The following is a 12,733-nucleotide window of genomic DNA, read 5'->3' on the forward strand; positions in this document are numbered from 1 at the left end:
GCTGTCTGCAGGCAGCCGCGTAGTTTTCTGTTGGGAGCTTAATCTATCAGAAGCCTGCCAATGCCAGCTTGCTCATGGAGATTTCCTGGATCACGACGCCCTTTGCCTCTTTTTCTTCCGGGGTCATGGCGGTCAGTTCCCGGATGTTCAGCTCCTTCGTCACATACCGTTTCTTCCCTCTGCCGAAGATCCCTTTTTTCTCCTCGATGATATTGATCTTCACTCTTGCCTTGATCCGGTCGTAGATCTTGACCAGAAAGCTGTCCGGCTTCAAATAATACAGATGGGTTTCCAGCGTATCCTCGGGATCCACTTCCTTTTCCGCTAAAATATAGCGTTCCACAATCAGGCGGAATTTAAACGCCACATCATCCTGCTCCAAAAGCTCTGCAAAAGTATATTTTGCACCTATGTAGACCTTTGCCGTGTCCTGCAGGCTGTATTTATAGTTCTCATAAACTGTCTTTTGCATTGTTGTCGATATCCTCAATCTTAAAACCGCTCATCCGCACCGCATCCTCGATCATTTTGCGGGACATGCCGGTCTCCTCCATCAGTTCCTCTATGGTCACCTTGCGTTGCAATTCCTCCGCCAGTTCTCTGGCTTTGTCCGCCACCTTGTTGACTTTGTCTTCCACCCGCTTGTCGATCTTGGAATTCTCCGCATGCTCGGCAATATATTCTTCCATGGCATCCATGATCATCTTACCCAGCATTCCTTCCACTTCCTGTGGTTTCTCCAGACTGCCCAGCATAGTAACACCAAAAGACAGTGCCAGATTACCTTCACCTACCAGATCCTCCAGCAGAACGCCCTGTCCGGCGTAAAGCTTCGCGATCTCCGCCACATCTGCCAGATGAATCTCGATCAGGCGCTGCTGCGCATCCGCCTCACCTGCCATGGCAGACATAGCAAATGCCAGCTTCTCCCCATCAGTGTAGGTGGGTAACTCCGCCACCTCGTCCAGATATTCCTGTAAATAATCCTTTTCCTCATCCGTCAGGAATTCGTCGGGATCCATGGGCTGTCCGATACCTATTTTATGTTTCAACAGATAGTCAAATACCATCTGCAATTGTTCACCGCTTAAGTCAAGTTCCGCGAAGGCATCCTTTACCTGTTCTTCGCTGATGCAGTTCCCCTGCTCCTTGGCGGTCTTGCGGACCTGCTCCAGGTTCTTGGCAAATAATACTTCTTTGTTCATATAAAAATTCTCCTTTATAATAATACACTTTCTCCATGCTCCGCACTCTGCCTGCGAGCAGTCATGCATCTGCCTCTTGCAATAATACACTTTCTCCGTGCTTCGCACTCTCGAAAGTGTACATCCATTCGGGGTCCGGACTATCGTCCTTCTTGCTCATGTCTGTTCGATTTGCTAATATCCGCTCGGCATTGCCTGCGAGCAGTCATGCCGTAACGGATATTACAAATCTTTATTTCACATGTTCGTGCGTAAACAGATGATACTGGCAATATTCGTAGTTGCCGTTGCATTTAGAACAGAAACGGAACTCCAGGCTCGGATCGTCCTCTTCCGTCCTGCCGCAGATCGCGCATTTATGCCTCGTAGCTTTAGTTCTGCCTTCGTTTGTTTTTCTCTCAAATTGAGCCCTGCGGTGCATCTGTTTCGGCGAGATGCGGCTTTTGTGCATTCTGTAAAAGTATAACACAAAATTAAGTAAGGATGCCACAATTGCAAATTTCGTAAACAGGCTGCCTACAATCACATAGTAAACCATCAAAACGGCATCCAGGATTCCCATCCATTTTACTTTTACGGGAATCACGAACATTAAGAGCACCTGCATATCCGGATAAGTTGCTGCAAAGGCAAGGAAGATCGACAGGTTGATGTAATAGGTACTGAATGCATAAGAACCACGGTAAAATAACACAGACGCTGCCTCGGCAGCCATACCTCCGGTGATCAGGTAAGCAAATCCCATGCACAGAAAGCTTCCGATAATGGTGAACAACATGCCTGAGAAAATATACACATTATAACGGTAGGTCCCCCAGGTGCGCTCCAGAGTAGACCCCAGACTGTAATAGAAAAACAACATAATGATCGTAAAAATGTCCAGGCTGTCAGGGGGCACGATCACCCAGGTCACCAGTCTCCAGATCTGTCCGTGCAGGATCCGGTAAGGATCCAGTGTCAAAAAGCCCAGCAGGTTCGTACCGCCTGCAGCTCCCATCAGTTGGATGATATATCCCGCCACATAGCACATGATCAGTACGAGTGTGAGGTTCGGAATGGCATATTTGCCGAATTTTTTCTCAAATTTGCTCATAAAGTCGTTTCTCCGTTTCTATTAATTTTCTATTCATTTCTATTCGTTTCTATATTGTAACGATATGGAACGTTTTCCAATAGTTCCTATTCGTTTTTTCTCTATCGAGATTGTAACATCCACAGGGCAATAAGTAAACCGCACGTTCAAAAGTTTATAGAATTACTATTTATTTAATTTTTTCTTTACACAATTTTAACGACAGCGTTTTGTCTTTGTTCGTTGCAATATCGTTTTTTTTGTCGTATAATGAAAAAAGTTTTGTGAAAGAAAAGTCGCATATATTAAGAAGTAATTCTGTAACTCATCATTGACCTTCTGAATAGTTACAGCATTTTATCAGGAAGGATGTATCACATGAATTCAAAGGAAAAATACGCAACACTCGGCATAGATATCGGTTCTACCACTGTCAAGATTGCGATTTTAGATGAAAACCACAATATTTTATTTTCCGATTATGAGCGTCACTTCGCCAATATCCGGGAGACTCTGTCCGGTCTCCTTAAGAAAGCCTATGATCAGCTGGGAGAATTGCAGCTGCACCCCATGATCACCGGCTCCGGCGGACTGACGTTAGCCAATCACTTGGGCGTTCCTTTTACACAGGAGGTGGTAGCCGTGGCTACCTCCCTGCAGGAGCTGGCACCCAAGACCGATGTAGCTATCGAACTTGGCGGTGAGGATGCGAAGATCATCTATTTCGAAGGCGGTAACGTTGAGCAGCGTATGAACGGCATCTGCGCCGGCGGTACCGGTTCCTTTATCGACCAGATGGCAAGTCTGATCCAGACGGACGCTTCGGGTTTAAACGAATATGCGAAAAATTATAAATCCCTCTACACCATTGCAGCCCGCTGTGGTGTATTTGCCAAGACTGATATCCAGCCACTGATCAACGAAGGTGCTACCAAGGAAGACCTGTCTGCTTCTATTTTCCAGGCTGTGGTGAACCAGACCATCTCCGGTCTGGCATGCGGTAAGCCGATCCGCGGTCATGTAGCTTTCTTAGGCGGACCGTTACATTTCCTGTCTGAGTTAAAGGCCGCTTTCATCCGTACTTTAAATCTGGATGACGAGCACATCATCGATGTGGACAACTCTCATCTGTTCGCAGCCATTGGCTCCGCACTGAATGCAAAGGAAGATGTCTGCATCAGCCTGTCCGATATGGTGAAAAAGCTGTCCTCCGATATCAAGATGGAATTTGAAGTGGAACGTATGGAGCCCCTGTTTGCTGATCAGGCGGCTTACAAAGAGTTCGTGGAGCGTCACAGTAAGCATCATGTAACCACCGGTGATCTGCAGTCCTATCAGGGCAAAGCATTCCTGGGTATCGATGCCGGTTCCACCACCACGAAGATCGCACTGGTGGGCGAGGACGGATCCCTGTTATACTCCTTCTACTCCGGCAACGACGGAAGTCCGTTAAAGACCGCGATCCGTTCCCTGAAGGAGATCTACTCTCTCCTGCCCGAGGGTGTGGAGATCGTGCGCTCCTGTTCCACCGGTTACGGTGAAGCTCTTATGAAGGCCGCTTTCCTGTTAGATGACGGCGAGGTCGAGACCGTGGCACATTACTATGCCGCAGCATTTTTTGATCCCAGCGTCGACTGTATCTTAGACATCGGCGGTCAGGACATGAAGTGCATCAAGATCAAGAATCAGACCGTAGACAGCGTACAGTTAAATGAGGCTTGTTCCTCCGGCTGCGGTTCCTTTATCGAGACCTTTGCGAAATCCCTGAACTATACCGTGCAGGATTTTGCACAGGCTGCCCTGTTCGCAGAGCATCCCATCGACCTGGGTACCCGTTGTACCGTATTCATGAACTCCAAGGTAAAGCAGGCACAGAAGGAAGGCGCTTCCGTAGCGGATATCTCCGCAGGACTTGCCTACTCCGTTATCAAGAATGCTTTATTTAAGGTGATCAAAGTCTCTGATGCTTCTGAGCTTGGTAAAAATATCGTGGTACAGGGCGGTACCTTCTATAACGATGCCGTTCTGCGCAGCTTTGAGAAAATCGCAAACTGTCAGGCCATCCGTCCCGACATCGCCGGTATCATGGGTGCTTTCGGTGCAGCGCTGATCGCCAGAGAGCATTACGAGGACGGTTATGTGACCACCATGCTGGATTATCAGAAGATCTGCGACCTGCAGTTCGAAACCAGTATGGCAAAATGCAAGGGCTGTACCAACAACTGCCGTCTGACCATCAACAAATTCTCCGGCGGCCGTCAGTTCATCTCCGGCAATCGTTGCGAACGCGGTATCGGTGGTCAGAAGAATGCCCATAATGTACCGAACTTATACGAATATAAATTACATAGATTATTCTCCTATGAATCCCTGGATGCCGACAAGGCTCCCAGAGGTGTGGTAGGTATCCCCAGAGTACTGAATATGTACGAGGACTATCCGTTCTGGTTCACATTTTTCACCGAACTGGGCTACCGCGTGGTGCTCTCTCCCAGCTCCAATCGTAAGATCTACGAGCTCGGTATTGAGTCCATCCCGAGTGAATCCGAGTGTTACCCGGCAAAGCTGGCGCACGGTCATGTGACCTGGCTGATCCGTCAGGGTATTAAGTTCATCTTCTATCCTGCGCTGTTCTATGAGCGCAATGAATTCGAAGATGCGAACAACCATTACAACTGCCCCATCGTTACTTCTTATTCCGAGAATATCAAGAATAACGTGGAGGAGATCGCCGGCGGTGAGATCACCTTCCGCAATCCGTTCATGTCCTTCAGAGATCTGGGAACAGTAACGGATGCACTGACGAAGGAATTCACCGAAATTCCCGCTGGCGAGATCGCCGCAGCCTGTGAAAAGGGCTGGCAGGAGTTGGCGAATGCCCGTCACGATATGGAGAAAAAGGGCGAAGAAACGCTGGAATACTTACGTCAGACTGGCAAGCGCGGTATCGTGCTGGCTGGCCGTCCTTATCATGTAGACCCGGAGATCAACCACGGTATTCCCGAGCTGATCACCTCCTACGATATGGCAGTGCTTACCGAGGATTCCATCTCCCATCTGGCAAAACCGGAGCGTCCACTGATCGTATCTGACCAGTGGATGTACCACTCCAGATTATATGCGGCCGCAAGCTATGTGAAGACGGTAGAGAATCTGGATCTGATCCAGCTGAATTCTTTCGGCTGCGGTCTGGATGCCGTTACCACCGATCAGGTGAACGATATCCTCTCCGGCTCCGACAAGATCTACACCTGTTTAAAGATCGATGAGGTCAACAATCTGGGTGCGGCGCGTATCCGTATCCGTTCCCTGTTGTCCGCGATCCGTGTCCGTGAGAAACTGGGCAAGCACCGCACCATCCGTTCTTCCGCTATTGAGAAGGTACCGTTCACCGAAGAGATGCGTAAGGACTACACCATCATCTGTCCGCAGATGTCCCCGATCCACTTTGAGATCCTGCAGCCTGCGTTCAATGCCTGCGGTTACAATTTCGTCGTATTGGACAATGACAACAAGCACTCTGTGGATGTAGGTCTGAAATATGTTAACAACGATGCCTGCTATCCCTCCCTGCTGGTAGTCGGACAGATCATGGAAGCTCTGCTGTCCGGCAAATATGACCTGAACAAGACCGCCATTATCATGAGCCAGACCGGTGGCGGATGCCGTGCGACAAACTATATCGGCTTCATCCGCCGTGCCCTGAAGAAGGCAGACATGGAGCAGATCCCTGTCATCTCCCTGAACCTGGCGGGCATCGAGAGCAATCCCGGCTTCCACCTGAACGCAGATCTGATGCTGCGTGCAGCGGTAGGTGCCGAGTTCGGTGATATCTTCATGCGTTGTGTTTACCGGATGCGTCCTTATGAAGCAACTCCGGGGTCTGTGGATGCCTTACATAGAGAATGGCTGGCCAAGGTACAGAAGTTCGTATCCGCGAAGCATATCAGTATAAGCAAGTTCCGCAGAATGTGTACCGAGATCATCCGTGATTTCGATGCGATTCCGGTACTGGATATCAAGAAGCCCCGCGTCGGCGTGGTCGGCGAGATCCTGGTGAAATTCTCTCCTGCCGGCAACAATCATCTGGTGGAGCTGTTAGAGAGTGAAGGGGCGGAAGCTGTGGTTCCCGACCTGATCGACTTCATGCTATACTGCTTCTACAACCAGATCTACAAAGCAGAGCACTTAGGCACCAGCAAAAAGACCGCGAAGATCTCCGCACTTGGCATCTGGGCCATCGAGCATATCCTGCGCGGCTCTGCCGTGAAGGCATTTGAAGAAAGTAAGCATTTCGATGCCCCCACCAGCATCTACAAGATTGTCTCCTATGCGGAGCCCATCGTATCCATCGGCAACCAGACCGGTGAGGGATGGTTCTTAACCGGTGAGATGGTGGAGCTGATCAAGGAAGGCGTACCGAACATCGTATGTACCCAGCCCTTCGGCTGCCTGCCGAACCACGTCGTAGGTAAGGGCGTTATCAAGGCCCTGCGGAAGGCTTATCCTTCCTCCAATATCGTAGCCATCGACTACGATCCCGGTGCCAGCGAAGTCAACCAGCTCAACCGAATCAAGCTCATGCTCTCCACCGCCCAGAAGAATCTGAAAAAGGGCGAGGGTGCGGAATAAAGAAACTATTTTTGATATGTGGCGGTAATTTGCAGTAATGGCTGCACCCACAGCTGGGGATTCGCAGAATCCCTGCTGCGGGTGTTTTTGACATCCCAATTATTTTTCACCAATTATTTTTTCTTAACAAATCTCTTTTCAAGCTTCCGTATATCATGCTATAATGTGTTTTAATATTAAGCAGCCGCCGTCCTAATTTTCTGCATGGTTTCATGCCGCACGAATCATAACACCAATTACCCGTGCGCAGCGCCTGTGACATCGTGATCTCCACCTGTATGTAGTGACATCTACGGCACAATACATATGTGCAGTTTCCTGTTGGACATTTTCGCTATAAGCTGTTTTGGGGCTGTTTTAGTACAAAATTTCTTATATTTCTTCTTTTTTTGTATCAAATTTGCCTTTTTTATTAAATCTGATACAATTCCCCCTTTTTTCACTTGAAAATCCATTGTTTTTGTATTTTTTTCCGCTATTTCCCCCTATTTACACCAAAACATTTCGAAAGGAGTTTGCATGATCCAAAATTTAGACGCCCACCTTAACAAATTGCAGGCACAATGTGACTACCTGCGTCACAAGCTTTCTACTTTTCCGGAAGGAGAATTATCTATTCAAAAAAATGGTTCTTACCACCGCTGGGTTATTAAAAATAAGGAGCAGTCTGTATATTGCTCAAAGTCAAATCGTTCTCTCGCGGAAGTTATGGCTTTAAAGAAATATTACTCTCTTCTACTGTTTGAAGCCGAAGAAGAACTCTCCCTGCTCAATTTTTATATAAAATCCCATGAAAAAAAGAATTCAGCAGTCAATCGTTCCAAGCCTCTGACATCCTCTGACCTGTTGGCAGAGTCTTCTCCTTATTACCCATTACTGCAAAGCTATTTTGCAAAGGACAAGCTTCCGGTGTCTGCGCAGAAATGGCGTGCGGAGAGCTATGAAACCAATCCTTCTCATCCGGAAAATCTGATCCATACCACGCTGGCCGGGCATAAAGTCCGCTCAAAATCTGAAGTTATCATATCGAATCTGCTCTATACCAACCAAATCCCTTATCGCTATGAAGCGGCGCTGCCGTTAAAGGAGTTCACGGCTTATCCGGATTTTACGATTTTACATCCGGTTACGAATAAAATCTTCTACTGGGAGCATTTCGGTATGATGGATAATGCGCCTTATTGTGATACTGCCTGCAACAAGCTGAAAACCTACTGCTATAACGGAATCTTCCCATCCATGCAGCTGATCACCACTTATGAGACAAGCAAATGCCCCATTTCCACGGATCAGGTGCAGCAGATCATTACGCAATATTTCCTCTAAATCAACAATTCCCTACCTAAAAATTCTCTTGACATTGACTCTATTTCTTAATTAAAGGTAATCAATCCTATCATTTTCTATACAGCAAAAAGGACCGGTTCGTCCGGTCCTTCCGATAAAATACAATAAGCGATCATGATGCATTTGCCCTACGGCTCTCAATATACTGCTGTAAGACTTCCGTGACTTCCTCCGGTGCCAGACCGGCATCTTCGATGATGTCACTCACCGCTTCCAGTTCTTTACGCTTCTTCTGTTCAAACAATTCTTCTAACTCACGTTGTTCTGATTCCATGCGGATATTTAACGCATTGATCAACTCCTGTTTTGCCTGGATCTTTTCCTCCAGGGATTTTCTCTGTCCTCTTGGCATATACTGTGTGCTCCTTTCCTGATGGCAATCCTATGGATCCGTGGATCATGTTTCCTGCCGCATGATCCGAAAAAGCATGGCCATTCATCAGGGATCACAGGTTCCGTAGGAACTATCATAATCTATCATGAATGGTCTGACATGTTACAGTATATGGACAAGAATGTAAAAATATACCAAATTTCCGGCAATATTATGCTGCTCCGGAACGGTCTCGTGAATCTGTCAATGTATCTCATACCCCGGAGTGATCTGGTGAATCTGTCAATATATATCATACTCCGCAACGGTCTCGTGAATCTGTCAATAAATATCATTCTCCGGAACGGTCTCGCGAAATCGATCAAATCCTCATTTCAAACCGTCTATTGCTGTCTTCAGCTTGTCCAGCGCCAGTTGTAACGTAGCTCTGGGGCAGGCGATGTTCACGCGTTGAAAAGCGGCTCCGCTGGGTCCGAACATGGATCCTCCGTCCAGCCAAAGTCCTGCTTTGTCCACGATGAACTGATCCAGCTCCTTACCGGTGATTCCCAACTCACTGCAGTCCAGCCATACCAGATAGGTACCTTCCGGCTCCACCAGATGAATCTGTGGAATCTTCTCCTGTAAATACTCTCTCAGGAAATTCAGGTTCTGCAGCAGATATGCTCTCAACTGATCCAGCCAGTCTTCTCCTGCACGATAGGCTGCTTCACACGCCACAATCCCCAATGCATTAGGTTCATCATAACCGGTCTTGTCAATCTCTGTCTGAAATGCTTTACGAAGCTTTTCATTGGGGATAAAAATATTGGATATCTGAAGTCCCGCCAGGTTAAAGGTCTTGCTAGGCGCCGTACAGGTTACGGTAAACTCTGCGAAACGGGGATCCACGGTGGCAAACACCGTATGCTCATATCCGGGATAGACAAAATCGTTGTGAATCTCATCGCTGACCACGATCACATGATGCCGCAGGCAGATCTCTCCCAGTTGTTGCAGTTCCTCTGCCGTCCACACTCTGCCCACCGGGTTGTGAGGGTTGCACAGAATAAACAGTTTTATATGTTCCTGCTCAAGCTTACGCTCAAAATCTTCAAAATCAATCCGGTATCCATTATCTCCACTCTGCCCAGCCGTTTTCTCATAGATCAATGTATTGTCAACTACTCTCCGGTCATTGTCACGGATAATATTAGTAAACGGATAATACACCGGATTCTGAATCAGTATAGCATCTCCCGGATCAGTAAATGCTTTAACCGCTGCACCGAGAGCAAATACCACACCCGGAGTCTTCACGATCCATTCCCTCTCCGTCTTCCAATTATGATTCCTCTCCATCCAGTTCATCACAGCATTGTAGTAAGCATCCTTTGGCTGGGTATAGCCGTAGATTCCATGTTCTACCGCAGCATGAAGACTCTTCGTGATCTCTTCGGATACCGGGAAATCCATATCCGCCACCCACAGGGGCAGCACATCTGCCGGCTTTCCTCTCTCCACCGCAAAATCATATTTCAGACAATTCGTTCCCTTCCGGTTCGTAATCTTATCAAAATTGTATCTAGTCATACGAATTCACTTACCTTTCGTCAACCTGCAAACTTTCTGCCTGTGGCTCCAGGCTGCAGATTAAATTTTATCGGTCGCATGCATTCTTCCAGACCTTCTGCACGCCCTGACACGTCGCATCGTTGCTCGCCCTCTGTGAAGCTCTCCACAGAGCTGGCTGAACTACTATATATACCAGGTTACACCCACACTAAGCAAACGCCTGCTCTAAATCTGCCAGCAGATCATCAATGTTCTCAATACCTACGGACATTCTCAGAAGCTTCTCATCCACTCCCAAAGCTTCACGCACCTCTACCGGTACATCTGCATGGGTCTGCTTCATCGGATAGGTCAGAAGGCTTTCCACGCCGCCCAGACTCTCCGCAAAACGGATCAATTTAACGCTCTCCAAAATCTTAACAGCTTTCTCTGCAGAATTCAATCGGAATGAGATCATTCCACCGTATCCGCTGCACTGTCTGTCGATCAGCGCCTTATCCGGTCTCGAATCCAAACCGATATAATATACCTTCTCCACTTCCGGTCTCTGTTCCAGCCAGTGTGCGATCGCAAGAGCATTTTTCTGATGCTGTTCCATACGTACAGCCAGAGTCTTGATCCCTCGAAGCAATAGCCAACTATCAAACGCAGACAGACAGGCTCCTGTCGTCTTATAAATATTGTTCAGCTGCTGATACAGGGCATCATCCTTTACTACCAGGAATCCGGACAATGTATCGTTATGTCCTTCCAGGTATTTCGTACCGCTGTGCACTACAATATCCGCACCTAACGTAAGCGGCTTCTGAAAATACGGGGATAAAAAGGTATTATCAACGATCAGAAGGCATTCATGCGCGTGTGCCAATTCTGCGATTGCCTGAATATCTGCGACCTTCATCATAGGGTTGGACGGAGTCTCCAGATAAATCGCTTTCGTCTCCGGACGTATCGCCGCCTTCACAGTCTCCACATTTGAAGTATCCACACAATCTACCGATATTCCATTCTTATGGCTGATCGTGTTCCAAAGTCTTAATGTACCGCCATACAGATCATCCGTAGCAATCAGATGATCCCCAGGAGAAAAAATCTCCATCAATGCGGTGATCGCTGCCATACCGGTAGAAAATGCCAAAGCTTCCGTTCCCTGTTCCAACAGGGCAACCGTCTTCTGCACTTCATCTCTTGTAGGGTTACCGCAACGGGAATAATCATATCCTGTGCTCTTACCCAATCCCGGATGCGCATACGCTGCATTCTGATAAATCGGCATGCTGATGGCTCCAAACGGATCCCTTCTCTCATTACTTCCCTGGACACAAATGGTCTCTGCTGCAAATGCCATCTTTTTCTCCTCCTATGCCTATGTATAATACTATATTTCATATTCCTACTGTTCCAGTAGGTATAGTATATATTTAGCATAGTGAGAAATAAAAGTCAATATCTTTTTACCAATAAAGCTTCATCTGTTCTTCTGCTTCCTTTTCCGAAATATTGAGTTTATTCTTTAATTTCTGCAGCGTATCTTCATAGGTGGCATTAAAATCTTTACACATAATAATAATCCCCTTGGAAATACCTTGCGAAATTCCCCGTCTCGTATACTGGTCAAACAATTCACACATGCTGATCTCATCCTCCTCTGCAATATCTAATGCTTTTAATATTTCTTCGGTATCATCCACATTTTTATCCCCGGACAATACCCGTAGTATTTTGATAGTAGCTTCTTTATGAATTACTTTTCGGTCTGAACAATATGCGTTACCTTCTGCAAGATAATCTTCCATGGTATTTTGCTGCATCTTCCCGTTGATTGTGCAATGTATTCGTGCTGATTGCATATAGACTCTCCGTTGCAGCAGTAAATTTGAATATTTCCCTTATCAAATTCCACACTGAACAAACGGATATTTTTCTACCAATTCCGTGTCCATTTCCATCATATTCAAAATTCTGCTGGCTGCACCGGAAGGATGATTTGTCCCCGCTTCCCAAGCTTCCACTGTCTTCTTGGTCACACCAAGATAGCCTGCAAAAGTACTCTGTGACATTCCTACAGAATTTCTAATATTTCTAACCTGCTCCGCTCCATATTCCTTAACAGGGATAATCGTCACTGTTCTCCTGTTTAATTTCTTGCCTTCTGATTGTGCATCTTCTATAGCTTCATTTAAGCCAGTCATGATACTCTCATATACACTCTTCATAGTCACAACTCCTCGTATTATATATTGTCACGAAGTCTGTCAATATATATTTTAATGTTATTTCGTTCCTGTTTTGACAAATTATCCTTCTGTTTTTTTGAATATACCGTAATCAAGTATATGGTTTCTTCTATGACAAAATCGACATAGCACACTCTCACACCTCCACTTTTCCCATGGTGTTTAAATGCAAATCTTGCCTTTCTGAGCCCACCTGTACCCTGCACAACTGGATATTTGTGAGGGTTCATCATAATATCAAATTCCAATCTTCTCAAATCATCATCTGTAAATCCAAATTCATCCCAATTTCGAGAAAATTCATCTGTTTGTATAAATGTTCTAGTCATTTTCCTCCTTTATATTACCCTAT

At 46.6% G+C, this 12,733-nt stretch carries 11 protein-coding genes; 2 read left to right on the forward strand and 9 right to left on the reverse strand.

What is annotated here, in order from left to right:
• Positions 1-46: 46 nt before the first annotated feature.
• From H9Q77_RS08745 to H9Q77_RS08755, 3 genes are all read right to left on the reverse strand, one after another.
• A complete protein-coding gene (locus tag H9Q77_RS08745; protein WP_022153515.1) occupies positions 47-472 on the reverse strand; it encodes a hypothetical protein in 426 nt (141 codons plus the stop codon).
• A complete protein-coding gene (locus H9Q77_RS08750; protein WP_249325187.1) occupies positions 453-1,205 on the reverse strand; it encodes an RNA polymerase sigma factor RpoD in 753 nt (250 codons plus the stop codon). Before H9Q77_RS08750 ends, H9Q77_RS08745 begins: the two co-directional genes overlap by 20 nt.
• A 232-nt stretch (positions 1,206-1,437) precedes the next feature.
• On the reverse strand, positions 1,438-2,298 hold the full coding sequence (locus H9Q77_RS08755) for a hypothetical protein (protein ID WP_022154252.1): 861 nt from the start codon (positions 2,296-2,298) through the stop codon (positions 1,438-1,440).
• A 357-nt stretch (positions 2,299-2,655) separates the two neighbouring features.
• Between H9Q77_RS08755 and H9Q77_RS08760 the strand changes: the two genes are divergently transcribed.
• Positions 2,656-6,909 (forward strand): 2-hydroxyacyl-CoA dehydratase, encoded by a 4,254-nt coding sequence (locus H9Q77_RS08760; protein ID WP_249325189.1) that lies wholly within the window; start codon positions 2,656-2,658, stop codon positions 6,907-6,909.
• 708 nt (positions 6,910-7,617) lie between these two features.
• Positions 7,618-8,235 (forward strand): hypothetical protein, encoded by a 618-nt coding sequence (locus tag H9Q77_RS08765; protein WP_249325191.1) that lies wholly within the window; start codon positions 7,618-7,620, stop codon positions 8,233-8,235.
• A gap of 133 nt (positions 8,236-8,368) precedes the next feature.
• Here the strand turns inward: H9Q77_RS08765 and H9Q77_RS08770 are convergent, their stop codons facing one another.
• From H9Q77_RS08770 to H9Q77_RS08795, 6 genes are all read right to left on the reverse strand, one after another.
• Positions 8,369-8,608, reverse strand: a complete 240-nt coding sequence (locus H9Q77_RS08770) for a hypothetical protein (RefSeq protein WP_022154880.1) — start codon at positions 8,606-8,608, stop codon at positions 8,369-8,371.
• Positions 8,609-8,959: 351 nt separating this feature from the next.
• The gene (locus H9Q77_RS08775) at positions 8,960-10,162 is read right to left on the reverse strand and encodes a MalY/PatB family protein (protein ID WP_148447394.1); all 1,203 of its coding nucleotides are present in this window, start codon (positions 10,160-10,162) and stop codon (positions 8,960-8,962) included.
• Positions 10,163-10,352: 190 nt separating this feature from the next.
• Entirely contained in the window at positions 10,353-11,492 is a 1,140-nt protein-coding gene (locus H9Q77_RS08780; RefSeq protein ID WP_118546269.1) for a trans-sulfuration enzyme family protein, read from the reverse strand.
• A 106-nt stretch (positions 11,493-11,598) separates the two neighbouring features.
• Positions 11,599-11,940, reverse strand: a complete 342-nt coding sequence (locus tag H9Q77_RS08785; protein ID WP_249325192.1) for a hypothetical protein — start codon at positions 11,938-11,940, stop codon at positions 11,599-11,601.
• 96 nt (positions 11,941-12,036) lie between these two features.
• Entirely contained in the window at positions 12,037-12,360 is a 324-nt protein-coding gene (locus H9Q77_RS08790) for a helix-turn-helix domain-containing protein (RefSeq protein ID WP_022154876.1), read from the reverse strand.
• Between the two features lie 17 nt (positions 12,361-12,377).
• The gene (locus tag H9Q77_RS08795) at positions 12,378-12,710 is read right to left on the reverse strand and encodes a type II toxin-antitoxin system RelE/ParE family toxin (protein ID WP_249325194.1); all 333 of its coding nucleotides are present in this window, start codon (positions 12,708-12,710) and stop codon (positions 12,378-12,380) included.
• Positions 12,711-12,733: the final 23 nt, after the last annotated feature.

The organism is Simiaoa sunii (genome assembly GCF_014337175.1).
Lineage (GTDB): Bacteria > Bacillota > Clostridia > Lachnospirales > Lachnospiraceae > Acetatifactor > Acetatifactor intestinalis.